The 22,742-nt window shown below is 66.7% G+C and carries 26 protein-coding genes; 10 read left to right on the top strand and 16 right to left on the bottom strand.

The features are described from left to right. Positions 1-30: 30 nt before the first annotated feature. A complete protein-coding gene (locus J3E61_RS13285; protein WP_210083854.1) occupies positions 31-1,278 on the bottom strand; it encodes an inorganic phosphate transporter in 1,248 nt (415 codons plus the stop codon). Positions 1,279-1,499: 221 nt separating this feature from the next. Here J3E61_RS13285 and J3E61_RS13280 point away from each other — a divergent pair, with 221 nt between their 5' ends. From J3E61_RS13280 to J3E61_RS13270, 3 genes are all read left to right on the top strand, one after another. After that, positions 1,500-1,802, top strand: coding sequence for a DUF3349 domain-containing protein (locus J3E61_RS13280; RefSeq protein ID WP_192725437.1), 303 nt, complete (start codon positions 1,500-1,502; stop codon positions 1,800-1,802). Between the two features lie 47 nt (positions 1,803-1,849). Then, positions 1,850-2,938, top strand: coding sequence for an o-succinylbenzoate--CoA ligase (gene menE / locus J3E61_RS13275; RefSeq protein WP_210085538.1), 1,089 nt, complete (start codon positions 1,850-1,852; stop codon positions 2,936-2,938). A 70-nt stretch (positions 2,939-3,008) separates the two neighbouring features. Further along, positions 3,009-3,521, top strand: a complete 513-nt coding sequence (locus J3E61_RS13270; protein WP_210083853.1) for a hypothetical protein — start codon at positions 3,009-3,011, stop codon at positions 3,519-3,521. Here the strand turns inward: J3E61_RS13270 and J3E61_RS13265 are convergent. Then, positions 3,516-6,014 carry a glycogen/starch/alpha-glucan phosphorylase gene (locus tag J3E61_RS13265; protein ID WP_210083852.1) on the bottom strand — a complete coding sequence of 833 codons (2,499 nt, stop codon included), beginning with the start codon at positions 6,012-6,014 and terminating at the stop codon, positions 3,516-3,518. The two genes, J3E61_RS13270 and J3E61_RS13265, sit on opposite strands and share 6 nt — an antisense overlap. 59 nt (positions 6,015-6,073) lie before the next feature. Between J3E61_RS13265 and J3E61_RS13260 the strand changes: the two genes are divergently transcribed. After that, positions 6,074-6,688, top strand: coding sequence for a pyridoxamine 5'-phosphate oxidase family protein (locus tag J3E61_RS13260; RefSeq protein WP_210083851.1), 615 nt, complete (start codon positions 6,074-6,076; stop codon positions 6,686-6,688). 76 nt (positions 6,689-6,764) lie between these two features. Here J3E61_RS13260 and J3E61_RS13255 read toward each other — a convergent pair whose 3' ends face one another. The 4 genes from J3E61_RS13255 to J3E61_RS13240 all read right to left on the bottom strand — a co-directional run bounded on the left by J3E61_RS13255 (position 6,765) and on the right by J3E61_RS13240 (position 9,619). After that, positions 6,765-7,526 carry an SDR family oxidoreductase gene (locus tag J3E61_RS13255; protein ID WP_210083850.1) on the bottom strand — a complete coding sequence of 254 codons (762 nt, stop codon included), beginning with the start codon at positions 7,524-7,526 and terminating at the stop codon, positions 6,765-6,767. A gap of 166 nt (positions 7,527-7,692) precedes the next feature. Beyond that, positions 7,693-8,280: a TetR/AcrR family transcriptional regulator gene (locus tag J3E61_RS13250; RefSeq protein ID WP_210083849.1), complete on the bottom strand. Its 588-nt coding sequence runs from the start codon at positions 8,278-8,280 to the stop codon at positions 7,693-7,695. Between the two features lie 38 nt (positions 8,281-8,318). Beyond that, on the bottom strand, positions 8,319-9,131 hold the full coding sequence (locus J3E61_RS13245) for a GNAT family N-acetyltransferase (RefSeq protein ID WP_210085537.1): 813 nt from the start codon (positions 9,129-9,131) through the stop codon (positions 8,319-8,321). 5 nt (positions 9,132-9,136) lie between these two features. Then, complete coding sequence (locus J3E61_RS13240) at positions 9,137-9,619, bottom strand: DUF417 family protein (protein WP_210083848.1); 483 nt, start codon at positions 9,617-9,619, stop codon at positions 9,137-9,139. Positions 9,620-9,745: 126 nt separating this feature from the next. Between J3E61_RS13240 and J3E61_RS13235 the strand changes: the two genes are divergently transcribed. Next, on the top strand, positions 9,746-11,101 hold the full coding sequence (locus J3E61_RS13235) for a hypothetical protein (protein WP_210083847.1): 1,356 nt from the start codon (positions 9,746-9,748) through the stop codon (positions 11,099-11,101). Here J3E61_RS13235 and J3E61_RS13230 read toward each other — a convergent pair. Continuing rightward, positions 11,082-11,975 carry an RNA polymerase sigma-70 factor gene (locus J3E61_RS13230; RefSeq protein ID WP_210083846.1) on the bottom strand — a complete coding sequence of 298 codons (894 nt, stop codon included), beginning with the start codon at positions 11,973-11,975 and terminating at the stop codon, positions 11,082-11,084. The two genes, J3E61_RS13235 and J3E61_RS13230, sit on opposite strands and share 20 nt — an antisense overlap. Before the next feature lie 157 nt (positions 11,976-12,132). Here J3E61_RS13230 and J3E61_RS13225 point away from each other — a divergent pair, with 157 nt between their 5' ends. Next, on the top strand, positions 12,133-12,618 hold the full coding sequence (locus tag J3E61_RS13225; RefSeq protein ID WP_210083845.1) for a carboxymuconolactone decarboxylase family protein: 486 nt from the start codon (positions 12,133-12,135) through the stop codon (positions 12,616-12,618). Positions 12,619-12,699: 81 nt separating this feature from the next. Here the strand turns inward: J3E61_RS13225 and J3E61_RS13220 are convergent, their stop codons facing one another. Genes J3E61_RS13220 through J3E61_RS13200 form a run of 5 tightly spaced genes read right to left on the bottom strand, consistent with a single transcriptional unit; the run spans position 12,700 to position 16,144 of the window. Further along, positions 12,700-13,113, bottom strand: a complete 414-nt coding sequence (locus J3E61_RS13220; protein WP_210083844.1) for a hypothetical protein — start codon at positions 13,111-13,113, stop codon at positions 12,700-12,702. Beyond that, positions 13,110-14,210 (bottom strand): molybdopterin-dependent oxidoreductase, encoded by a 1,101-nt coding sequence (locus J3E61_RS13215; RefSeq protein WP_192725448.1) that lies wholly within the window; start codon positions 14,208-14,210, stop codon positions 13,110-13,112. Before J3E61_RS13215 ends, J3E61_RS13220 begins: the two co-directional genes overlap by 4 nt. After that, the gene (locus tag J3E61_RS13210; RefSeq protein WP_210083843.1) at positions 14,207-14,836 is read right to left on the bottom strand and encodes an SAM-dependent methyltransferase; all 630 of its coding nucleotides are present in this window, start codon (positions 14,834-14,836) and stop codon (positions 14,207-14,209) included. The genes J3E61_RS13215 and J3E61_RS13210 overlap by 4 nt, the downstream gene beginning before the upstream one ends. After that, positions 14,826-15,497: a DUF2064 domain-containing protein gene (locus J3E61_RS13205; protein WP_210083842.1), complete on the bottom strand. Its 672-nt coding sequence runs from the start codon at positions 15,495-15,497 to the stop codon at positions 14,826-14,828. Before J3E61_RS13205 ends, J3E61_RS13210 begins: the two co-directional genes overlap by 11 nt. Continuing rightward, positions 15,497-16,144 (bottom strand): glycosyltransferase family 2 protein, encoded by a 648-nt coding sequence (locus tag J3E61_RS13200; RefSeq protein ID WP_210083841.1) that lies wholly within the window; start codon positions 16,142-16,144, stop codon positions 15,497-15,499. The genes J3E61_RS13205 and J3E61_RS13200 overlap by 1 nt, the downstream gene beginning before the upstream one ends. 105 nt (positions 16,145-16,249) lie before the next feature. Here J3E61_RS13200 and J3E61_RS13195 point away from each other — a divergent pair, with 105 nt between their 5' ends. The 4 genes from J3E61_RS13195 (at position 16,250) to J3E61_RS13180 (ending at position 18,908) form a co-directional block, all read left to right on the top strand. After that, positions 16,250-16,933 carry a response regulator gene (locus J3E61_RS13195; RefSeq protein WP_192725452.1) on the top strand — a complete coding sequence of 228 codons (684 nt, stop codon included), beginning with the start codon at positions 16,250-16,252 and terminating at the stop codon, positions 16,931-16,933. Further along, positions 16,920-17,942, top strand: coding sequence for a HAMP domain-containing histidine kinase (locus tag J3E61_RS13190; protein WP_210085536.1), 1,023 nt, complete (start codon positions 16,920-16,922; stop codon positions 17,940-17,942). The genes J3E61_RS13195 and J3E61_RS13190 overlap by 14 nt, the downstream gene beginning before the upstream one ends. Positions 17,943-17,997: 55 nt before the next feature. Further along, on the top strand, positions 17,998-18,435 hold the full coding sequence (locus tag J3E61_RS13185; RefSeq protein WP_192725454.1) for a nitroreductase family deazaflavin-dependent oxidoreductase: 438 nt from the start codon (positions 17,998-18,000) through the stop codon (positions 18,433-18,435). 65 nt (positions 18,436-18,500) lie between these two features. Further along, on the top strand, positions 18,501-18,908 hold the full coding sequence (locus J3E61_RS13180; protein WP_192725455.1) for a hypothetical protein: 408 nt from the start codon (positions 18,501-18,503) through the stop codon (positions 18,906-18,908). A gap of 5 nt (positions 18,909-18,913) precedes the next feature. Here the strand turns inward: J3E61_RS13180 and J3E61_RS13175 are convergent, their stop codons facing one another. From J3E61_RS13175 to J3E61_RS13160, 4 genes are all read right to left on the bottom strand, one after another. Further along, positions 18,914-20,032, bottom strand: coding sequence for a nitronate monooxygenase (locus tag J3E61_RS13175; protein ID WP_192725456.1), 1,119 nt, complete (start codon positions 20,030-20,032; stop codon positions 18,914-18,916). A gap of 60 nt (positions 20,033-20,092) precedes the next feature. Further along, positions 20,093-20,836, bottom strand: a complete 744-nt coding sequence (locus J3E61_RS13170; protein ID WP_210083840.1) for a maleylpyruvate isomerase family mycothiol-dependent enzyme — start codon at positions 20,834-20,836, stop codon at positions 20,093-20,095. 98 nt (positions 20,837-20,934) lie between these two features. Next, positions 20,935-21,966, bottom strand: a complete 1,032-nt coding sequence (locus J3E61_RS13165) for an NAD-dependent epimerase/dehydratase family protein (RefSeq protein ID WP_210083839.1) — start codon at positions 21,964-21,966, stop codon at positions 20,935-20,937. Then, positions 21,963-22,739, bottom strand: a complete 777-nt coding sequence (locus tag J3E61_RS13160) for an S-methyl-5'-thioadenosine phosphorylase (RefSeq protein ID WP_192725459.1) — start codon at positions 22,737-22,739, stop codon at positions 21,963-21,965. The genes J3E61_RS13165 and J3E61_RS13160 overlap by 4 nt, the downstream gene beginning before the upstream one ends. Positions 22,740-22,742 lie beyond the last annotated feature (3 nt).

Here is a 22,742-nt window from a genome sequence, read left to right as displayed (position 1 = left end):
AACGCTTCCCTATTTCGTCGTGGCTGTTCGCTAGACCGCGGCCGTGTCTTTGGTCGCCTTGGTTGCCTCGCGGACCTCGGCGGGGACGACAGAGTTGGTCGAGTCGTCCCAATCGGCGTTGACGTTGTTGCTGTCGACCTTCTGCTGCTGGGCGCGCCAGTACATGTAGCCCGACAGCGCCACCAAGATGAGGAAGATCACGCCGTCGCCGGCGAGGTCGGAACCGGTGACCGCCTCGATTCCCTCCGAGATCCAGTACGACACCGCGCCGACGAGTGCGGCGGCGGGCAGCGTGATCAGCCAGGCCACCACCATGCGGCCCGCCACGGCCCAGCGCACCTCTGCGCCCGGCTTGCCGACGCCGCTGCCGAGGATCGAACCCGTCGCGACGTGAGTGGTGGACAGCGCCATGCCCGCGGCGCTGGAGCTGAGGATGATCGCGGCCGACGACGCCTCGGCCGCGAGGCCCTGCGGGGACTCGATCTCGACGAGACCCTTTCCGAGCGTGCGGATTACGCGCCAGCCACCGATGTAGGTGCCGAGACCGATGGCGAGCGCGCAACTGAAGATGATCCAGAACGGCAGGCCGTCCTTCTTCACGTCGCCGGTCAGGTGGCCGGTGGTGATCAACGCGAGCGCGATGACGCCCATCGTCTTCTGGGCGTCGTTGGTGCCGTGGCTCAGCGCGACGAGCGACGCGGTCGCGATCTGGCCCCAGCGGAAGCCATCTTCGCGGCGCTTCGCCAGGACCTTGCGAGTGATCCGGTACACGAGCCAGGTGCCGCACGCGGCGACGAGGCAGGCGATCACCGGTGCGGCGACCGCCGGGATCAGCACCTTCGAGGTGATGCCGCTCCAGTTCACGCCCGCGGTTCCCAGTGCCGCCAGTCCGGCGCCGATCAGACCACCGAACAGCGCATGAGACGAGCTCGAGGGAATGCCGAACAACCAGGTGAGCAAGTTCCACAGGATGCCGCCGATCAAGCCGGCGAAGATGATCGTCAAACCCATGGACGGAGTGATGTTCGGGAGAAGGTGCCCGCTCTTGCTGTCTTGCACCTTGAGCACAGACGTGGTGACGGTGACCGCGACCTCGACGGAGAGGAAGGCGCCGACGAGGTTCAACACGCCGGCAAGCAACACGGCGGTTTTCGGCTTGAGGGCACCGGTGGCAATCGACGTCGCCATGGCGTTGCCGGTGTCGTGGAATCCGTTGGTGAAGTCGAATGCCAGTGCCGTTGCGATCAAAAGCACCAGGATGATCGTCTCTGCGGTCATGACGCTCATTCTGGGGTGCGAGCGGCGAAATCACCTAGTACCGAAGGACCCTAGTTGAACGTGTCGACCTGCGACTTTGCCGAGCCGGGTGAGGTGTTCATCCATTCTTCACCTGATAGCCCAGACTTGTTGGCCTGCGCCGGCGGCCGGGCTGGGCACTACGATCGTTTCAACATGGAGCCGAGGCCGCCGGGTCCTCCGTGGGGAGCTGAGCTGACACTGTGACCAAGTTTCTCGCCAAGATCGTCGCGTGGATCACCGCCGGCTATCCAGAAGGGGTGCCGGGCCCGGACCGCGTCCCGCTGTTCGCACTGCTGAAACCGCGGCTCACCGACGACGAGGTGAAGACCGTCGTGCAGGAACTGCTGGACCGCGGCGAGTTCGACGACATCGACATCGGAGTGCTGATCACCCAGCTCACCGACGGATTGCCCGCTCCTGAAGATATCGACCGAGTGCGAAATCGACTGGCCGCCAAGGGTTGGCCGCTGGACGATCCGCGTGAACCCGGGGAGTCCGAATAACCGTCCTGCGCGCCGTCACTGTCTCACCCGGCAGATCAGCGCTGTCGCTGCTGCCGGTAGTGGAGGAGGCGCTTGGCGGTCGTGCGGCGGTGCTTCCGGTACCGGCCGACGACGACCGTCAAACCTCGCTGCTGACAACGTCTTTGCGCGCCGACCAGCCGATCGACGACGACGTCGCTGTCGTGGTTTCGACCTCCGGGACGACGGGCGTGCCCAAAGGGGCGATGCTGACCGCATCGGCGTTGACGGCCAGCGCCGACGCCACACACCGCAGACTGGGCGGTCCCGGCGCGTGGCTGCTGGCGCTGCCGGCGTATCACGTCGCGGGTCTGCAGGTGCTGGTGCGGAGCGTCGTCGCGGGTACGCCACCGGTCGCGGTGTCCGCCGGTTTTGATGCCGCCGAATTGGCCTCCGCTGTGGCGACATTGGGACCGGGTCGCAAGTATGCGTCGTTGGTGGCTGCGCAGTTGGACAAGGCGCTGCGTGACAGTGGCGCAGCTGCGGCGCTTGCGGCGCTGGACGCGGTGCTGATCGGCGGCGGTCCGATGCCGCACGGCATTGCCGAAAAAGCAGCGGCGGCAGGTGTTTCGGTGGTGCGGACCTACGGGATGAGTGAGACGGCCGGCGGTTGCGTGTACGACGGTGTTCCGCTCGACGGGGTTCGGGTTCGCATCGATGAGGGCAGAGTCGTGCTGGGCGGGGCGACGCTGGCGAAGGGTTACCGCAATCCGGTAGACCCCGACCCGTTCGCCGAGCCCGGCTGGTTTCGTACCGATGACATTGGCGCACTTGATGATTCGGGCGTGTTGCGGGTGCTGGGGCGGGTCGACGACGCGATCAGCACCGGTGGGTTGACTGTACTTCCGCAGTTGGTGGAAGCGGCGTTGGCCACGCATCCCGCGGTGGCGGAGTCCGCGGTGTTCGGGGTCGCCGACGAGCGGTTGGGTCAGCGCGTGGTGGCGGCCGTGGTCGTCGCACCGGATTCCGCGGCACCAACGTTGGTTGAGCTGCGCACGCACGTCGCGGCGACGTTGCCGTCGACGGCGGCGCCACGCGAGATCCACGTCGTCGACGAACTCCCCCGCCGCGGCATCGGGAAGGTCGACCGGCGCGAACTGGCCGCACGTTTCGGCTGACGCGGCGGCAAACCTCCACCCAGTTCGTCGACGTGACGTGCCCGTCACACGACTGAGCTAGCATCCGGGCGTGATCCGCGCATTCGCTACTGCCGCATGTACCGTCGCGCTGTTCGGAGCATCGCCCGTAGCTGTGGCGGACCCAGCCGAGCAGGGCGACGTCGTTTTCGCGATCGGCAAATGCTACGACCCGAGTCAGCCTCTTTTGCAACGGCCGAACTCATTCGCCTACAACTGCGACACCACCGGCGTCATGCAGAACATGACCTGGAGTGCGTGGGGACCCGACGGCGCACGCGGAACCGGTACCGACAGCTCCGTCGAGTGCAAGCCCAACTGCGCGCAAGGCACCCGCCTGTTCAACCCGATCGTCGTGCACGCGTGGAACGCCTCAGCGTCAACGAGTCCCGCGTGCCCGCCGAACGTCCAGTTCTACTCCGACCTGACGATCACCTATCCCCACGGCGTTCCGCCGTGGATCCATCCGGGCATAACCTGGTCTCCCGGAACGGATTTCGTCACCGTCGACGGCATGCCCGCGGTGCACTTCTCCGGCTTGACGCCCACGTGTGCGCCGCTATGACGTAGGCCGCGAAACGGTCACCGGCAAGACGTTCCAGATGTCATCGCAGTACTCCGCGATGGCCCGGTCCGACGAGAACTTGCCGCTGCGGGCGGTGTTGAGGATCGACATCCGCACCCACGCGGCAGGGTCGCGCCACGCCGCACTCACCCGGCCCTGGCTCTCCACGTACGACGCGTAGTCGGCGAGCACGAGGAACGGATCGGCGTAGCGCAGATTGTCGACGAGCGGACGGAACACCTCGGTGTCGCCGTGCGAGAAGGTGCCGCCTGCGATCAGGTCGAGCACGGCGGCCAGCTCGGCGTTTCCGTGGACATAGTCCGACGGCCGGTAGTCGTCGCGCTTGATCCGCTCGACCTCGTCGACGGTCAGCCCGAACAGGAAAAAGTTCTCGGCGCCGGCCTCTTCACGAATCTCGACGTTGGCGCCGTCGAGCGTGCCGATGGTGAGCGCACCGTTGAGCATGAACTTCATGTTGCCCGTGCCGGACGCCTCCTTGCCCGCAGTCGAAATCTGCTCGGACAGATCGGCAGCCGGGTAGATCAGGTGTGCGTTCTGAACGTTGAAGTTCGGCACGAAGGCGACCTTGAGGAACCGGTTGACATCCGGATCATTGTTCACCGTCTCACCAACGGCGTTGATCAGCTTGATGATTCGCTTGGCCAGGAAGTAGCCGGGCGCGGCTTTACCACCGAAGATGAATGCACGCGGCGGCATCTCCAGGCGCGGGTTCTCCTTGAGCCGGTGGTACTGAGTGACGATGTTGAGCACGTTGAGGTGCTGGCGCTTGTATTCGTGGATCCGCTTCACCTGAATGTCGAAGAGCCACTCGGGATTCAGTTCCACGCCTGTGGTCGCCTTCACGAAGTCGGCCAGCCGCGACTTGTTGGCCCGCTTGACCGCGCGCCACCGGTCGCCGAACGCGGCGTCGTCCGCGAGCGCCTCCAGCCCGCGCAGCTTCGTCAGGTCCGTGAGCCAGCCGTCGCCGATCGTGTCGTCGAGCAGCGCCCGCAAGCCGGGGTTGGACAGCGCGAGGAAGCGGCGTGGCGTGACACCGTTTGTCTTGTTGGAGAACCGCTCTGGCCACAGTTCGTAGAAGTCTTTGAGCACGCTCTCTTTGAGAAGCTCGGAATGCAGCGCGGCGACGCCGTTGATCGCGTGGCTGCCGACGGTGGCCAAGTGCGCCATCCTCACGCTCTTGCCGTTGTCCTCGCCGATCAGCGACATCCGCCGCAACCGCGCGTCATCGCCGGGGAACTTCGCGCGCACCTCGTCGAGGAATCGTCGGTTGATCTCGTAGATGATCTCGAGGTGCCGCGGCAGCGCGTCGGCGAACATTGCCAGTGGCCACGTCTCCAAGGCCTCGGGAAGCAGGGTGTGGTTGGTGTAACCGAACGTCGCGACGGTGATCTCCCATGCCTCGTCCCAGTCGATATGCCGCTCGTCGACCAGTAGCCGCATCAGCTCGGCAACGCCGATCGAGGGGTGAGTGTCGTTGAGCTGCAATGCAAATCGCTCAGGGAGGTCGTTCAGCGAGGCGTCGGCTAAATCATCCATGATGTGCAGCACGTGCTGCAGCGAGCACGACACGAAGAAGTACTGCTGCAGCAGCCGCAGGTGCTTGCCCGCCTCGACCTCATCGTTGGGGTAGAGCACCTTGGTGACTGTCTCGGAGGTGACCTCGTCCTCGACGGCCTTGTAGTAGTCGCCGGTGTTGAACGCCTCCAGCGCAAACGACTTCACCGCACGCGCGCTCCACAGCGTCAGCACGTTGCAGGTGTTCACGCCGTAACCCTGGATCGGGGTGTCATAGGCGACGCCCTTCAGGACGCGACCCGGCACCCACCGAACGCGATCGTGGCCGGCGTCGTCGGCATAGTGCTCGGCGTAGCCGCCCCACTTCACGAGGTAGTTCACGTCGGGCTTGGCGATCTCCCATGGGTTTCCGTTGTCCAGCCAGTTGTCGGTCTTCTCGACCTGCCAGCCGTCGTGGATCTCCTGGTCGAAGATGCCGAACTCATAGCGGATGCCGTAGCCGATGGCAGGTCGTTCGAGTGTGGCGAGCGAGTCGAGATAGCACGCGGCCAGTCGGCCGAGGCCACCGTTACCGAGGCCCGGTTCCTCCTCGCAGCCCAGCACCTCGTCGAGGTCCTGGCCGAGCGTCGACAATGCCTCGCGGGCCGCGCCTTCGATGCCGAGGTTGATCAGGTTGCTGCCCAGTTGCGGCCCCATCAGGAATTCGGCCGACAGGTAGCAGGCGACCTTCCTGCCGAGGTCGAGTGACGTTTGCGTCGAGGCGACCCGGTTGTCCTGCATCCGGTCGCGCACGGCCAGCGCGAGGGCGCGGCAGTAGTGCTCGGGCTTCAGCGCGGCCGCGGGACGGCCGACCGAGTAGCGCAGGTGGTCGACCACGCCGCGGCGCAACGCGTCCGCGGAGAGTCCGGTACGGCTGTGCTCGTAGGTGGTCTGCGGGGTCTGCGCGACGTCGGTCATCGGCGGAGTGTGACGAACGTGACCGACCGCAAAGTGAACGCAAGGAGGATGATGAGGCAATGCGCCGGGAAGTGAAGACAGTCGAGGAGCTGCGGGCAATCGTCGGCGAGCCCGACAAATACGTCGCGAACAAGGTGAAGGATCGGCTGTCGCCGATCCACCAAGATTGGCTCGCGCACTCGCCGCTGGGATTCGTGGCGACGACCGATGCGCAGGGCCGCGTCGACGTGTCCCCGAAGGGCGATCCACCCGGCTTCGTCCACGTCATCGACGACACGACGATCGCGATTCCCGAGCGGCCGGGCAACAAGCGTGCGGACGGGTATCTGAACCTGTTGCAGCAGCCGCGGGTGGGCACACTGTTTCTGATCCCCGGCCGGGGCGACACGTTGCGGATCAACGGCACAGCGCGGATCCTTGCCGACGCCGACTATTTCGACGCAATGATCGTCAAGAACAGGCGGCCGATCCTCGCGCTCGAGATCGACGTCGAAGAAGTGTTCTTCCACTGCGCCAAGGCATTTCTGCGTTCCGACACCTGGGATCCGTCGACGTGGAACCCGACCGCCGTGCCCAGCGTCGCGCAGTTGGCCAAGGCGATCCGGTACGACTGGAGCCTGGAAGAACTCGAGGCCCGCTACAGCGAAGAGGCAGTCCGCAAGGTCCTGTACTGATTCCCGCGAAACTGTATTCCAGCAGAGGAAGTACGAGTAGAGACCTGCTGGAATACAGTTTCGGCGGTTCGGTTCTTTAGATCTGGTTGATGCCGCCGTCGACGGGGATGTCGGCGCCGGTGGTGAAGCTGCTCAGGTCCGACGCGAGAAACACCACTGCGTTGGCGACCTCCTCGGGAGTGCCGTAGCGCCCCATCGGGACGATACTGCGCTGGAGGTTCTCGAACTCCTCCTCGGCGTTGGGGCCGGGGAACACCACGCGGGCGACGGTGTCGATGCCAGGCGTATCGGTGGCGCCCGGGCTGACGGCGTTGACCCGAATGTTGCGGTCACGCAATTCGCTTGCCCACGTACGGGCGAACGATCGAATCGCTGCCTTGATCGCGGCGTACACACCGAGGCCGTCTACACCCCGTGCGGCGACGTTCGACGCGTTGAGGATTACCGAACCACCGTCATTGAGCAGCGGAAGCGACTTTTGCACCGTGAAGACCACGCCTTTGAAGTCGACACCGAGCTGGTAGTCGAGCTGCTCGTCGGTGATCTCACCGATGCGCGCGGCCTCGAGGATCGCGGCGTTGGCGAACACCACGTCGAGACGGCGACCGCTTTCGGCCACCGCGGAGTAGAGGCGGTCGAGATCCTCGGGCTTGCTCACATCGCCCTGCACACCGGTGGCATAGTCTCCGAGTTCCTTGACGGCCGCCTCGAGTTCGGCTTGCCTGCGGCCGGTGAGGAAGACGTATGCGCCCTCCTCGACGAACCGCTTGGCGGTGGCCAGTCCGATGCCCGTGGTGCCCCCGGTGATTACCGCTGTCTTGCCTTTGAGAAGTGCCATCGCGATGCCTTTCGCTAGTTCTGGACCATTCGGTCAAGAACTATGACACGCCCGCCGTGAGTTCTATTCCGCCAGGCGTTGTGCTGCCCCACCGCGAGCGACCGCTTTTGTACGCGCTGTCCCGGCGTGTCGGCGGGCAGACACGGTCGCTCGCGGCAGGGAGGGGTTATTTCGGCAGCAGCGCGATCATCTGCTCGGCCGATGCCTTGAGCTGGGCCGGCTTCACCCCACCCTTGTGCAGTGCTTCCTGCCCTCGCATGAACGCCAGCACGGTCATTGCGAGCGCCTGCGGGTCTTGCTTCTTGTCGATGGCCCCGTCGCGCTGCGCTTCTGCGATGCAGTCGGCGAGCTCGGCCGCCCATGTCGCGTAGGCGTTTTCGACCGCCCGCTCCACAGTGTCGTCGGTGGCGCTCAGCTCTGCGGCGCTCTTGGCCATCATGCAGCCGCGGCGCACCTTGTCCGCGGCGATCGCTTTGGCCTGTGCCCGGATGTGGCGCACCAGCCGGTCGTAAGCGCTGTGTGTGGGATCGCGGAGCTGGCCGCGCACGCTGTCGAGCGAGGTTCCGATGTAGTCGTCGAGCGCACGCAGATACAGCCCGTGCTTGTCGCCGAACGCCCCGTAGAGGCTGCCTTTGCCTAGGCCCGTTGCCGACGTGAGGTCGTCGATCGACGTCGCGGCATATCCGCGCGACCAGAACTCGTCACGGGCGGCGGCGATCACATCACTCTCATCAAACGTGCGGGGGCGAGGCATGCGTCCAGGTTACGCCATTATGGACCGACCGGTACGGATCAGTCCTTGACGAGGATCGCCCGCGTGTAGAGCAGGTGAAAACCGCGGCGCTGCACGTTCTGCTGCGATTTCGATCCCGGCGCAGTGGTGACGACGGCAATGTCACAACCCGCACGTGCGGCCTCAGTCAGCCGCGCCGCCAGCAGCGCGGTCTGCACCCCGCGGCGGCGATGCGCCGGTGCAGTCGCCGCACCGGTGAGCTGTGCCACGCCCTGGGACATTCGCATACTGCCGCCGCCCGCGACTGCTCCGTCGCGGAACGCGAGATACGAAGTCACGCCTGCCTTTTCCATGTCCGCCATGGCCCTTCTGATGACCTCTCGCGGGAAGTCCTCGTGCGAGGGCACGCCCTGCTCGTCGGGATGCGCAAAGCCGTCGACCACGACGTTCATATACGCGGCGACGTCATCACTCAATCGCACCTCGACACCCTGCGGCTGCGCAGCTTGCGCGCCGTCCAACGATCGGCCGAGCACGTTCTCGAACGAGACCAGTTGATAGCCACGGCTCGTCAACGCCGCGCCGATCGCGGGATCTGCCAGGTTCGACAGCTCGACCTGCGTCGGGGTCGAGCGCGCCGCGTACGCCTGCTCGATCTGCTCGAGCGCCTCACCGCTGGGCACGCCGCCGAAGCCGAGCCCGACGATCTTGTTCAGCGGCGAGCCGTCCTCGACGTAGCACGCCGCGCCGCCGGCGACGGGCATGACGAATGCCGAGGCGCCGACGCGCTGTCGTGCGCCCTCGGTCGCGCTGGTGATCAGTTGGGTTTCGGCCCCTTCGATGCGCGCCGCCAACTCGACGCTGCAGAACAACGTATTCACGTGCTCATCGAATCAGGGCGGGCACCCAGCGCGTCACCGAGAGTCCAAATTGCCACACCGATGAGCACCAGGTCCTTGAGCAGGAATTGGCCAGGCTGCGCTCCGAGGACCGGGACGCCGTCATAGTGCGCGACCACCAAGCCCGGCGTGGTGAACAGAAAGCTCACGGTCCCGAGGAAGAGCACCACCGCCAGCGCGCTGCCGACGGCCGAGGCGCGCGGCCACACCGGGCGAAGCGCGATGAGCACCGCGGCGACGATCTCGGCCGTTCCCAACGAGACAGCAACCGCGCGAACGCTGAGAAGGTCGTAGATCCACGACATCAGCGGGCTGTGCTCGATGAGCACCCGGGCCTCCATTTTCGCGTACTTGCCGAAGCCGATCCACGCCAGCACGATCACGAGCCCGTACCGACTCACGAGCTGGCCCGCAGTGGTCAGCCACGTCGCTGCGTTGGTGCGGGTTAGCGGTTGGTGCATCGGGCGTTTCCTTTCGTCGGGTCCCGTAGCGGTGCAACGCGCGTCTGGCGTCACGCCGTCGCACCGCGCTCGTGACGTCACCGATTCGTCAGATGGGTCAGAGCGGCCGCGCAATAGGCTGGCGGCGTGCGGATCGGACGCAGGGAGGCGGTGGCGGTCGCCGTCGGCGTCGTCCTTGTCGTCGCCGCTTTCGTGGTGCCGCACCTGCATCTGGGGCTTGTCACCCCGCTGATCAACGCATCTGCCGCACGGCTCTACAGCTTCGCCGACACCGCGCCGATCTTCGGCTGGTGGAACGCGCACGTCGGCTGGGGCACCGGGCCTGCGATCGTGATCGGCATCGCCGCGGTGCTGCGGGGACAACCAATTGCGCAGCGGCTGCCGTGGCGGGCGCTGCCCTGGGCCACCTGGGCGACGTCCTGCGCATGGGCGTTTTCGCTGGCCATGATCGACGGTTGGTACCGGGGCTTCGCGCACCGCCTCGCCGCGCAACACGAGTATCTGCGCCAGGTGCCCACCGTCACCGACATTCCGAACGCGGTGCGGACGTTCGCGAGCAGAATCCCTGATTTCCAACCTAATTCGTGGATCACGCATGTTTCGGGTCATCCACCGGGGGCACTGCTGACGTTCGTGTGGCTCGACCGGATCGGGTTGGCCGGCGGGGCGTGGGCCGGACTGCTGTGCCTGCTCGTCGGCTCCAGCGCGGCGGCCGCGATCGTGGTGGCGATCCGCGCGTTGACGGATGAGGGGACGGCGCGATTGGCGGCGCCGTTCGTCGCGGTTGCGCCGACCGCCATCTGGATCGCCGTTTCCGCCGACGGTTACTTCGCAGGCGTGGCCGCCTGGGGCATCGCGCTGTTGGCGCTGGCCGCCCGGCGCACCGTGCGCTGGCCGGCGCTGGCCGGCGCGGGCGCCGGGCTGCTGCTCGGCTGGGGCATCTTCCTGAACTACGGCCTGGCGCTGATGGCGCTGCCCGCGGTGGCCGTGCTGCTCGCGGCCGTGAATTGGCGGGCGGCGCTTGGCGCGCTGGCTCCTGCTGTGCTGGCCGCGCTCGCGGTCGTTGTCGTGTTCGTGGTCGCAGGGTTTTGGTGGTTCGACGGTTACACGCTGGTGCAGGATCGCTACTGGCAGGGCATCGCGAACGACCGGCCGTTCCAGTACTGGTCGTGGGCGAACTTCGCATCGGTGGTGTGTGCGATCGGACTCGGCAGCGTCGCCGGAATCGGCAGGGTGTTCGACATCACCGCGATCAAGCGGCGGTCCGGATTGCATCTCGTCGTACTCAGCGCGCTGCTGGCCATCGTGGCAGCAGACCTTTCGATGCTGAGTAAGGCTGAGACAGAACGTATTTGGCTGCCGTTCACGGTGTGGCTCGTCGCGGCCGGGGCATTGCTGCCGCCGCGGTCACAACGCTGGTGGCTGGCGCTCAACGTCGCCGGCGCGCTGCTGCTCAACCACTTCATCCTGACGAACTGGTAGTCAGCCTCGTCGCGCGCTCAACGTGCGACAGCTTCTCGGGATTACGCACGATGTAAAGCCCGGTGATCCGGCCGTCGTCGAAACGCGCGGCCACCACGCTGTCGATCTCGTCGTCGATCCTGATGATCAACGCCGGGCCGCCGTTTATCTGCGCCGGTTCCACCGAGACCTGGCCCTCGAGCCTGGGTAGCCCCAGCCCCAGCAGACGAGCCACCCGATGGGCACCCGAGATCGGCCGCAGCAGCGCTTGCTTCACCCCGCCGCCGTCACTCAGCATCACGACATCGGGCGCCAGCACATCGACGAGGCTCTGTAGATCGCCGGTTTCGATCGCCCGCTGAAACGCGCCGAGCGCATCCTTTGTCTCCGCGGCCGAGACGACACCGCGCGGCCGGCGAGCGGTGACGTGCGACCGCGCCCGGTGGGCGATCTGACGCACCGCGGCCGGGCTCTTGTCGACGGCCTCGGCGATCTCGTCGTACTCCAGCTCGAACACCTCGCGCAGCAGGAACACCGCCCGCTCGGTGGGCGTGAGTGTCTCCAGCACGAGCAGCATCGCCATCGAAACGCTGTCGGCCAGCGCGACGTTTTCGGCAACGTCGGGCGTGGTCAGCAGCGGCTCGGGCAGCCACGGCCCGACGTAGGACTCCTTGCGACGGCCGAGCGTGCGCAGCCGGCCGAGCGCCTGGCGGGTGGCGATCCGCACCAGGTAGGCGCGCTGATCGCGGACCGTGTCGAGATCGACGTCCACCCAGCGCAGCCACGTCTCCTGCAAAACGTCCTCTGCGTCCGCGACTGAGCCCAGCAGTTCGTAGGCAGCGGTGAAGAGCAGGTTGCGGTGGGTCAGAAACGCCTCGGTGGCAGCGTCGGACATGCGACTCCTTTTGTCGGTCACCCACCAGACACCGGACAAGGCCATTCTGTGACATCCGACCGGCTGTGGCCCACGTCACGTCATCGCGCTGTCACAGCGGTCGGTCCGTCGGCATCTCATGTTCGTCCCATGCAACACCGTGACCGAGGAGGAAGTAATGGACGCCCGATTCGACATCATGGGCAACGCGCTCGCCGTCAGGTTCAGCAAGCGGTTCGCCGGCGCGGCCCTGGTGCTCGCCGAGTCATCGCTGCCGAAGGCCACCCAGGAGTTAGTCAGTCTGCGGGTCAGTCAGATCAACGGCTGTGCACCCTGTATTGACATGCACACCAAAGAGGCCGCGGCCGCAGGTGAGTCCGCGGTGCGGCTCAACTTGGTTGTGGCGTGGCGCGAGGCGATCGTGTTCAGCGAGGCCGAGCGAGCGGCGCTGGCACTCGCCGAGGAGGGCACCCGACTCGCAGACGCCCACGACGGGGTTTCCGACGAGACCTGGGCGCAGGTCCGCAAGCACTATGACGACGACGAGATCGTTGCGCTGATCGGTCTGATTGCGCTGACGAATGCGGCCAACCGGCTCAACGTGATCGTGCGGAATCCGGCCGGTTCGTATCAGGCCGGGATGTTCGCCAGTATGTCCAACTGAGGCCCATGGTGGTTTTCGACATCAGGGCTGTGGGTACAACCGCTGCGGCGCCGACCAACGACCCTGGTGTCGAAACCGGCCCTAGGACCGTGAACGGGTCCTCAACCCGCGGAGACGCGCAGCCACGTAATACAACGGCACGCAGGCCCACACCACGCCAAGCGAAATCCAGAGGCCGACAGGGTAATTGCGGTCGAGCACAGTCATGTTGTCCGGCCGCATACCCGGCCTGCCGTATACCGGGATCGCAAGGAACACCAGCACGACGCTGCAGAGCGCGGCCACCGCGATCGGCGGCCACCACTTACCCGGGATCAGCCTGCGGGCCGCGAACCCCAACGCCACACACAGCGGCGCGAAAACCAAGTCGTGCAGCACAATACCGACAAGCGCCCACACCAGGATTCGCATGATTATCACCGGTGGGTTCTCCCACAGCAGCACCGCGCCATATGCGCCGATCAGCACACCGAGGGCCACCAACATCACCCTCATGGCACAACCTCGATACGGGACAGCCACTTCGTTTGCAGCACACCGGGTCTCGTCGGCGCGATCAGCCGGCACGGATAGCCGTGGTCCAGATCGAGTGGCTGGCCGTTGAGCTTCAACGCGATCAATGTCCTGTCGTCGCGGGCATGCCGCGAGGGCAGTACCGTCCGCGAGTAGGGTCCCGGCGGTTCCAGCGAGATCATCCGCACGTCGGAATCACGCGAGCCACCGACCGCGGCGACCAGATCGGCCAGCACCACACCAGCCCACTCGGCGTCGACACTCCAGCCCTCGACGCACGCGATCGGCAGTCGGTGCGTGGCCTGTTTCATCGCCTGCAGGTCGGCAAGGCTGAACGCTCGCGTCGTCGAACCGTTCGTCACCGTCAAGCGGTAATCCGGTGACCGTGCGCTGCGCAGCACGCCCGCCGCGATCGCTGACCTGTTGATCGGAACACCTTGCGGCCCTTGGCCTGAGCGTGGCGCGAGTACCGAAACCTTGCGAAGCAGCGGGACCGTTTGGCCCGCCGTGACGACGGTGGCAAGCGCGACGGCAAGCCATGTCCCGCGCAGCACCGTGCGCCGGGTCGGGCCGTCCGCAACGGGCACTTCATCGATTGGCTCGCCAAGCGCGCGGCGAATCACCGGCAGCTTCACACCGATGTGCACGAGCACCGCCCCTGCCGCGACGTAGGCCATCGCGTAGTGACTGGTGGTGAAGAAGAATTTGAACGCATACCACTGCGCGATGTTCATCAGCCCGGTCGACAGCTGAAACAGCATGGACCCCACCAGCACCAGGATCGACAATCGCTCGATCTGCCGGACCAACCCGCCAATGATGGGACGCTCGAACAGTTTTGGCCACACCGACCACAGCTTGACGATGATCAGCGGAATGGCCGCGATGCCCGAGATGACATGTAGGCCCTGGGTCACCCGGTACAGCCAGACAGGACGGGTTGGCCAGAAGAACCACGGCTGCGGGTGCTGAATGAAATGACTGATCAGCCCGGTGATGAAGCACACCGAGACCGCGACGCCCAATGCGAGGCCGACGCGAGCGGTGACGGCTGTGCCCCGCAGGCTCTCGGTCTTCATTTCGCCGCCAGGCTGGCCACCACGCGGCGGCCGATCGGGTGGACGCCCACCACCGCGAGGCCGACGTCGTCGGCCAACCGCGCCGCGCAATCGACGCCGACCGAGGCCCACCGGAACCACGGCCCGATCGTGCGTCGCGATTCGAGCCGAACCCATCCGGTGTGGATTCCGTCGATGGCCGAGTCGAATTCGGCAAGACAGCGGCCCCGTGGGCGCAGCAGTTCGCCTGCCCGGCGCAGGATTCGCCACGGGTCGCCGCCGAGGCCGACGTTGCCGTCGGCCAACAGCACGTTGTGCCACCGACCGGTCCCCGGTAGCGGGTCGAACACGTCGCGGCGCAGGGCAGGCGCACCGCTGCGGTGCGCCAGTGCGACGGCGGTGGCGGATTGGTCGACGCCGAGCGCCGGTACCCCACGCTGGATCAAGTGAGCCACCAATCGTCCAGGGCCACAACCCAAGTCGATGGTCGGCCCCTCGCACAGCCCGACCACCTCGTGATCGAACCGTTTGTCGGCCTTGCGGCCGCCCAGCCAGCTCCGGATGGGCAGCCGGTCGAGCCTGCCGTCGTCGTGGCGAAGCCAGCACCGCTCGCCGTCAAGCGCGCGGTCGTAGAGGTTACCGAGCATGCGACACGCCCTGCGTCGCGTGCGCGAATCGACTGTCGGACGCGCAATCCCGCCGAACGCGCTCGACGTCGTCGACGGTGTCCACGTCGGCCAGCGTGGGAACCAGGCTCACATTGGTTGCAGTGCCCGAAAGTGCGGCCAGCGTTACAGCGCCGGTGTCGGCGCGCGACATCGGAATGGTGCGCAGGCAGTCGGCCATCGCGGGCCTGGTCACACCCAGCACCCACCAGCCGCCGTCGCGGGCGAGCCCGAGCACGGCGTCGGCTGCGAGCAGTTCGCGCGCACATTCCCCGATCAGCTCGCCGGTCACCTGCGGGGTGTCCATGCCGATCTGCAGCACCGGCAGCCCGCTGGTGGCCGAGGCGGCGTCGACGTGGGCATTCGCCAGCCGCTCGGCGAAGGTCACGCCGCGCTGCGGGACCACGGTGAAATCGGCCAGCCGCGACCGGATCTGCGTGCCCGCGCAGGCGTCCTCAAGGTTTCCCGTCAACGCGACCACCCGCTCGGCGACCGGCGCATCGGCGACCGCATCCAAGGTGTCCAGCAGCGCCGCAGCTGCGATGTCGGCAGCGGCACGTTCCCCGATGCCGGCTGCCAGCCGGGTCTTGGCCTGGCCTGGCACCGGCGCCTTGGCGACCACCAGCACTGCGACGGGAATCATCAGATCGCCCTCCAGAAGTCCAGCGCCGCAACGAAACTCCCACGGATCGAACCGCTCACTTTCGACTTGCCGCCAGTGCGCGGGCCGTATGCGACGTCACGTTCGACCACGCGCCAGCCCGCTTGCGCCGCGCGCACCAGTAGTTCCAGCGGATAGCCGAATCGGCGGTCCGTCACACCCAGCGCCAGCAGCGCCTCGCGCCGCACCACCCGCATCGGCGCGATGTCGTGCACCGGCAACCCGTACCGGGTGCGCAGTCGCCAGCACACCGCGGCGGTGCCCAGCCGCGCGTGCCACGGCCACCGCAGCCCGTTGACCGCGCGGCGACGACCTATGGCCATGTCGGCGCCACGATCGAGTTCGTCGACCAACGCGGGCAGCTCGCGTGGATCGAGTGAGCCGTCGGCATCGATGACCGCGACGATGTCCGTCGTCGCCGCGACGACCCCGGCGTGCACGGCCGAGCCGTAGCCGGGACGCTGTTCGGCGACCAGGTCGGCGCCGTGGGCACGCGCGACGTCCGCGGTGTCGTCGGTGCTGTTGTTGTCGACCACCAGCGCCCGATACCCGTCGGGGAGCGCTGCCAGCACGCCCGGTAGCGACGCCGCCTCGTTGAGGCAGGGCAGCACGACCGTCACGTCAGGCATATCTGCTGACGGTAGGCCGTCCACAACGCAGGCGGCAACGAATGAACAGTGACGGAACAATGACATAGGCGCTGGTAGTAGCGCCGCGACGATAAGGTCGAAAACATGACGCGAGTGCTGATCGCCGATGACGACATCGTGGTGCGCGATGTCGTGCGCCGATATCTGGAGCGCGACGGCCTCGACGTCTCGATCGCCCACGACGGCACGGAGGCCCTGCGGCTGCTCGGCTCGGAGCGCATCGACGTCGCGGTGCTCGACGTGATGATGCCGGGTCCGGACGGCTTGACGCTGTGCCGAACCCTGCGACAGCGCGGCGGCTACAGCATGCCCGTCATCCTGCTGACGGCGCTGGGCGAGGAGGACGATCGCATCGCCGGGCTCGAGGCCGGCGCGGACGACTACCTGACCAAGCCGTTCAGCCCGCGAGAGCTGGCGCTGCGCGTGCGTTCGGTATTGCGGCGGTCGCCGTCGCCGTCGAGCGTGCTGCCGATGGACATGACCGTCGGCGACATGACCGTGTCCACCGCCGCCCGTTCGGTGACCGTCGACGGCGAGCCGGTCAGCCTGACCAACCGTGAGTTCGACCTGCTGATGTTCTTCCTCACCCACACCGACACCGTGTTCTCTCGCGAAGAGTTGTTGAAGCAGGTGTGGCGCTGGGACTTTGGTGACCTGTCGACAGTCACCGTGCACGTCAAACGATTGCGGTCCAAGCTCGGCGAGCATCATCGAGTGCAGACGGTGTGGGGCCGCGGGTATCTGTGGAGTGGCAATAGTGCCGACTGATCTGTGGGAGATCGCCGCGTTGGCGCTGGCCTGTTCTGTGCCCGTCGTGCTGGCCGGCGCGATCATCATCCGGCTGGCGCGGTCGTGGTCGCTGGCGGTCAGCATGGTGGCGCTGGTCTTGATCCCGGTGTTGGCGACGTTCTCAGGCGTGCTCGGCGCAAGCGGGTTCATGATCACCGAGACGTTCGAGCGCACGGCCATTGTGCTGGTGATCGTGTCGGTGGTTACGATTCCGGCCGCGGTGATGCTGGCGCGGTACCAGGCCCGAAGAACGGTGTGGGAGCAGGACATCCGCGATTCCGAGCGCGCTGCCGAACATTCGCGGCGCCGGCTGGTGGCGTTCGTCAGCCACGACCTGCGCACGCCGCTGGCCGGGATACGGGCCGTGTCGGAGGCCATCGCCGACGGCGTCGTCCCCGATTCAGAGGTCCGCGTGCACGCGAAAACCATTGAGCAGGAGTCGATTCGGCTCTCCGAGATGGTGGATGACCTGTTCGAGATGTCGAAGATCAACGCGGGCGCGGTCGAGCCCGTTTTCGACAAGGTAGCCCTGGACGAGGTCGTCGACGACGTGCTGGCCGCGCACCGGATCGCGGCCGAGCGTGCCGGCGTGGTGTTGAGAGCTGATCTGCCGAACAAGCCGGTGCAGGTGCTCGGCAGCGACCGCGCGTTGGTGCGGGTGCTGTCCAATCTCGTGGCCAACGCGATCGCCCACACACCGTCGGGCGGCAGGGTGTCGCTGGCGCTGGGGTCCGACGAGAACGGCGCATGGGCCCGCGTCGACGACACCGGGGTGGGAATCGACGAGGCGGATCTACCGCGGGTGTTCGACGTGGCCTACCGCGGCTCCAACGATCGGGTGCCGAGAGCGGACTCGTCGCTGCCCAGCGGGTCGGGACTGGGGTTGGCGATCGCCGCGGGCCTGGTGCAGGCGCATCGCGGCACCTTGTCGGCCCACAACCTGGCGACGGGCGCCCGGTTCGAGGTGCGGTTGCCGCTGGCGGACTAGGCGATATCGCTCAAAGGCTTGTAGTTGAGTGATCGTTCTATTATCGTCGTTCACTATGGCAAACAAGGCGCTGCGCAAGTTCAAGTTCGAGCGACGGATGGGCCGCGCTGTGGTCAATCCGCTCGTCGCGGCGATGGATCGCATCGGCATCCGCTCATCGCTCGTCGTGGAACTCGAAACCACTGGCGCCAAGAGCGGTCAGCCGCGCCGTGTCCCTCTCACCGGCCGCGCCGACGAGCGCGGGGTGTGGGTGATCTCGCAGCATGGCCGGCGCGCGGGTTGGGCGCACAACATCGCAGCCAATCCGAAGGTCCGCGTGCGAGTCAACAACCAATGGCATAGCGGCACAGCCACTTTCGAGCCCGACGACGACGTACGTGCCCGGGCCCGCAGTATCGGCGGCGATGGCAAGCTCAGCCAATCGGCCGCCGCGCTGGCGATGCGGGCGATGGAAAGCGACCCGATCTCGGTGCGCATCGACTTCGACGACTGAAAAAGGGCCCCGCGTTTCGACCCCTCCGCTGCGGGTAACCCGGACGGAGCGACAAGGAGGGGTTCATGAAATCGGGTGCAAGGACAGGGATCGCGCTGTTCGGCGGCGCGGCTGCGATGGTTCTGGCTGTCGGATGCGGCGGCGGTGACAAGGGCGAATCGACGAGCACTACGAGTACGACGACTACCACGACCTCGGCGACCACGACCGCGCCTGCGACGACCACCGGAACAGCGGTTCCCGGCGGCCCGACGGGTAGCGGCGGTCCAGGTGGCGGCGGCGGCGCAGTTCCAGGGGGCCCGACCGGCAGCGGCGGCCCCGGTGGCGGCGGCGGTGCCGTTCCCGGTGGTCCGACCGGCGGCGGTGGTCCAGGCGGTGGCGGCGGCAGCGTTCCCGGTGGTCCGACCGGCGGCGGAGGCCCCGGCGGAGGCGGCGGCTGCGTGCCCGGCGTTGGCTGCGTCAGCGTGCCGTAGGTCGCCTAGTCAGGCAGCGAGTTGCTGAGCCGCTCCGTTGCGGCGAGGTAGTCCTCGATGAACTCGCGCACCACTTCGCGGGCGGGCTTGACCTTGTTCATCAGGCCCACGCCCTGCCCGACGAAGTAGGTGGCCAGCGCCTGCGCGCCCGGATGCCCTTGTGAGGCCAGCGCGTCGACCCGCCGAATGATCGGCTCGCTCAACATCGACTGCAGCGGAAGCGGCAACGGCTTGCGGCCGCCCTCGTTCGGCTGCCACGCATCCGTCCACTCCGACTTCAGTTGGCGCGCAGGCTTTCCGGTGCGCCCGGCCGATCGGATGGTGTCGCGCGACGTCGCCTCCAGCATCTTCTGGACGGTGTGCGGCGCCGTCTCGGCCTCCTCCGTCGTGAGCCAGACCGATCCGGTCCATGCGCCGTCGGCGCCCATCGCGACGGTGGCGGCCATCTGCCTGCCCGTCACGATCCCGCCCGCCGCGAGCACCGGCACCGCGCCCTCGATGGCCTCTATGACTTCGGGGATCAGAACCAGTGTCGTGATTTCGCCGCAATGCCCACCGGCCTCGGTGCCCTGCGCGACGATCAAGTCAACCCCGGCCTGCACCTGCTTGGCGGCGTGCTCCTTGGCGCCGACCAGTGCGGCGACGGGCACACCCCGCTCCTTGCCCGCGTCGATCATGTAATCCGGCGGCACGCCAAGCGCATTGGCGATCAGCTTGATCGGATGGCTGAATGCGACCTCCAGCAGGTCCTTGCCGGTGTCACCGGACAGGAACGACGGACCGGTGCGCGGTGACTCCTCGGGCTCGATGTCATGGGCCGCAAGCAATTCCGCGATGAATCCGCGGTAGTCGTCAGGGATCCGGGACGCCAGCTCACCGGGTGCGAGCTTCTCGCCCTTGCCCTCGAACTTGGCAGGCACGATGAGGTCGACGCCGTACGGCCTGCCGTCCACATGCTCGTCGATCCACGACAGCTCCTTGTCCAGCCAGTCCGGCGTGAACGCCGTCGCACCGAGCACGCCGAACCCGCCTGCGTTGGTGACCGCAGCCACGACGTCTCTGCAGTGGCTGAACGCGAAGAGCGGGAAATCGATGCCGAACTGTTCACAGATGGCTGGCTTCATGCCACCAGTATTACTAAGTCATACCTGTTGTCGACAGGCGGTCCGACACCCGCGGGCCAATCAGATCACGCGCAGCTGCCGGACGATCTCCAGAGCCACCGCATCTCCGTCGGAGTGGACGCCCAGCTCGTCCCAGGTGCCGCGCTGAGTCACCCACCGCACGAACGCTTGCGAGTCGGACTCGACGTGGGCAACCACGTCGCCCCTGCCGACGCGCAGCGTGCGTGCACACATGCCGCCAAGGCGTATCTCCACCGCCGAGTGCATGCGGTCGAGCAGCTCCGAATTCTGTTGGGGCAGCGCTACTTCGATCCAGTCGAGCGTCGGCGCCATGCGCAGCTCATCGGTCTGGGGCAGATCGCCCTTCAACGGCCCGTCCGGGGCGAACAGATCGAACCGAATGTGGATGTATTCCTCAAAGGCCAACGCCATCGGAATGACTGAGGCGGGATAGGTTCCGACATCCCCCAGCGGTACCTCGAAGTCTTGACCCTCCAGCCCGGCGAGGACTTCCAGCCCCTGCAGGCTCACCGACTCGTAGTCGGCCACCAGCTCCTCGGGAGTCATCGACCGGCGGGACTCGACATACAAGTCCGCGGCGCGCTCGGCGGGCAGTCCCCCGGGATCGGGCAATCTCGAGGGGTCGACGGCCAACCAGAAACTGCACGCCATGTGGGACAACAGGTCCTGCACCGACCAGCCCGGACACCCACTGTTCTTCGTCCAGACGGAGTCGTCCATCTGCCGACACAGTTCCAGGAGCACCTTCCGGTCTTCCTCAATGGCCTTGATCGCAGAGCTCATGCCGCACTCCCATTCGCAGATACATACCGTATGTATGAGCGTACATACGGTATGTATGGTGCGCAACGGTCTACTCCGCAAGCCGCCCGGCACATGTGCTAACCGCGCAGCGGGGCGTACGCGAACTCACGTAACCCGGCGCGGGGGTCGACGGCCGCCCGGAAACCCAACTGCTCGGCTGCCCGGGTCGGATCGGCGACGATGTGGCGCACGTCGCCGCTGCGGTACTGGCCGGTGACGAGCGGCAGCACATCGCCGCGCATCTCGCACAGCTCGGTGGCCATCTCCAGGATCGAGATCGGCTGCCCTGAGCAGACGTTGTACGCCGAGAAGCCAACGCGATTCGCGTTCATGGCGGCGATGTTGGCTGCGGCGACATCGTCGACGTGGACGAAGTCGCGCATCTGCCCGCCGTCCTCGAAAACCCTTGGCACGTCACCGGCTTCGAGCTGTGAACGGAAGATGGCCGCGACGCCGGAATAGGGTGTGTCGCGCGGCATTCCCGGGCCGTAGACATTGTGGTAGCGCAGCGCGGCAACCGAACCACCGGTCGACTCTGCCCATGCCAGCGCGTAGTGCTCCTGCGCGGTCTTGCTCGCCGCGTACAAGCTGCGCGGCCGAAGAGGAGCGTCCTCGTCGACCAGTCGCCACTGCACCGGCTCTGCGCAAGTCGGGCAACGGTGTTCGAAGATTCCTGCGTCGAGGTCGGCCCGTGCGCGTGGCAGCGGGTCGACGAGCCCGTGCTCCCCGCACTCGTACCTGCCTTGCCCGTACACCACCATCGACGAGGCCAACACCAACCGTTGACAGCCCGCGGCGAACATCTCGGCGAGCAGCACCGCGGTGGCGAAGTCGTTGTGGCTGCCATAGGAGGGCGCATCGGCAGCGTCCACCCCGGCGCCGACGACTGCCGCCTGATGACAGACGAGATCGACCCCCTTGAGTAGCGGGGCCAGCGCCGCGGCGTCTCGTACATCGACCCGTTGAACATCAAGCGGGAGTTCGGCATTGGCGCCATGCGCCGCCGCGAGCATCGCATCTACCGCCACCACGTCGTGGCCCGCGACGCTCAGCGCCGCGGCAACCCGAGTCCCGATGAAGCCGGCCGCGCCGGTGAGCAGCACCCTCACGGCAGATCGAAGGGCAGCTCGACGCCGTCGTGCGGCAGGCAGTGGGTACACGTGCGTTCGGTGTCGACGTTGTCGATCGCTTCGTGCACCAGCTTCTTGAACGGCACCAGGTTGCGTTCGAATTCGGCGAACACGTCAACGGCCCGCACACCCGCGCCAGTTTCGATGCCAGCGTCGAGATCGGTGACCAAAGCGATGGCGGCGTAACATATTTCGAGTTCGCGGGCGAGCACCGCTTCCGGATAGCCGGTCATGTTCACCAACGTGAAGCCCTGCCGTGCGAACCACTGGCTCTCGGCGCGGGTGGAGAACCTGGGGCCTTGAACCACCACCATGGTGCCGCCGTCGACGACGCCAGGTAGCTCCGCGGCCGCCGCGCGCAGCGTCGGGCAGTACGGATCGGCGAAGCCGACGTGGATGCCGCCGGAATCGAAGTAGGTGTCGTCGCGTCCTGTTGTGCGGTCCACCAACTGATCGGGCACGACCATCGCGCCTGGACCCAGGTCCGGCGTGAGACTGCCGACCGCGCAGGGCCCGAAGATGCGCCGCACCCCCAGCGCTCGCAGCGCCCACATGTTCGCGCGATAAGGCACTGTGTGCGGCGAGAACTCGTGCTTGACGCCGTGGCGGGGCAGGAACGCGACCTCGTGATCGCCGACCGTGCCGACCGTGATCGGCGCGCTCGGTGCGCCGTAGGGAGTGTCCAGGCTGATGGTGCGGGCGTCGGCTCCGAAGAATGTGTAGAAACCGCTGCCGCCGATGACGCCGAGCAAGTC

Origin of the sequence: Mycobacterium sp. OAE908 (assembly GCF_017872775.1) — a bacterium.
Taxonomy (GTDB): Bacteria; Actinomycetota; Actinomycetes; order Mycobacteriales; family Mycobacteriaceae; genus Mycobacterium.
This window is presented reverse-complemented; position numbering and strand designations above follow the sequence as displayed.

What these genes read in the sequence shown, in the direction of transcription:
- J3E61_RS13175 (WP_192725456.1), bottom strand. Translation starts at nt 20,032, where the DNA reads ATGAAGCCAGCCATCTGTGAACAGTTCGGCATCGATTTCCCGCTCTTC.
- J3E61_RS13230 (WP_210083846.1), bottom strand. Translation starts at nt 11,975, where the DNA reads ATGTCCGACGCTGCCACCGAGGCGTTTCTGACCCACCGCAACCTGCTC.
- J3E61_RS13215 (WP_192725448.1), bottom strand. Translation starts at nt 14,210, where the DNA reads ATGAAGACCGAGAGCCTGCGGGGCACAGCCGTCACCGCTCGCGTCGGC.
- J3E61_RS13200 (WP_210083841.1), bottom strand. Translation starts at nt 16,144, where the DNA reads ATGCCTGACGTGACGGTCGTGCTGCCCTGCCTCAACGAGGCGGCGTCG.
- J3E61_RS13255 (WP_210083850.1), bottom strand. Translation starts at nt 7,526, where the DNA reads ATGGCACTTCTCAAAGGCAAGACAGCGGTAATCACCGGGGGCACCACG.
- J3E61_RS13210 (WP_210083843.1), bottom strand. Translation starts at nt 14,836, where the DNA reads ATGCTCGGTAACCTCTACGACCGCGCGCTTGACGGCGAGCGGTGCTGG.
- J3E61_RS13260 (WP_210083851.1), top strand. Translation starts at nt 6,074, where the DNA reads ATGCGCCGGGAAGTGAAGACAGTCGAGGAGCTGCGGGCAATCGTCGGC.
- J3E61_RS13220 (WP_210083844.1), bottom strand. Translation starts at nt 13,113, where the DNA reads ATGAGGGTGATGTTGGTGGCCCTCGGTGTGCTGATCGGCGCATATGGC.
- J3E61_RS13185 (WP_192725454.1), top strand. Translation starts at nt 17,998, where the DNA reads ATGGCAAACAAGGCGCTGCGCAAGTTCAAGTTCGAGCGACGGATGGGC.
- J3E61_RS13180 (WP_192725455.1), top strand. Translation starts at nt 18,501, where the DNA reads ATGAAATCGGGTGCAAGGACAGGGATCGCGCTGTTCGGCGGCGCGGCT.
- J3E61_RS13195 (WP_192725452.1), top strand. Translation starts at nt 16,250, where the DNA reads ATGACGCGAGTGCTGATCGCCGATGACGACATCGTGGTGCGCGATGTC.
- J3E61_RS13205 (WP_210083842.1), bottom strand. Translation starts at nt 15,497, where the DNA reads ATGATTCCCGTCGCAGTGCTGGTGGTCGCCAAGGCGCCGGTGCCAGGC.
- J3E61_RS13240 (WP_210083848.1), bottom strand. Translation starts at nt 9,619, where the DNA reads ATGCACCAACCGCTAACCCGCACCAACGCAGCGACGTGGCTGACCACT.
- J3E61_RS13250 (WP_210083849.1), bottom strand. Translation starts at nt 8,280, where the DNA reads ATGCCTCGCCCCCGCACGTTTGATGAGAGTGATGTGATCGCCGCCGCC.
- J3E61_RS13225 (WP_210083845.1), top strand. Translation starts at nt 12,133, where the DNA reads ATGGACGCCCGATTCGACATCATGGGCAACGCGCTCGCCGTCAGGTTC.
- J3E61_RS13170 (WP_210083840.1), bottom strand. Translation starts at nt 20,836, where the DNA reads ATGAGCTCTGCGATCAAGGCCATTGAGGAAGACCGGAAGGTGCTCCTG.
- J3E61_RS13265 (WP_210083852.1), bottom strand. Translation starts at nt 6,014, where the DNA reads ATGACCGACGTCGCGCAGACCCCGCAGACCACCTACGAGCACAGCCGT.
- J3E61_RS13285 (WP_210083854.1), bottom strand. Translation starts at nt 1,278, where the DNA reads ATGACCGCAGAGACGATCATCCTGGTGCTTTTGATCGCAACGGCACTG.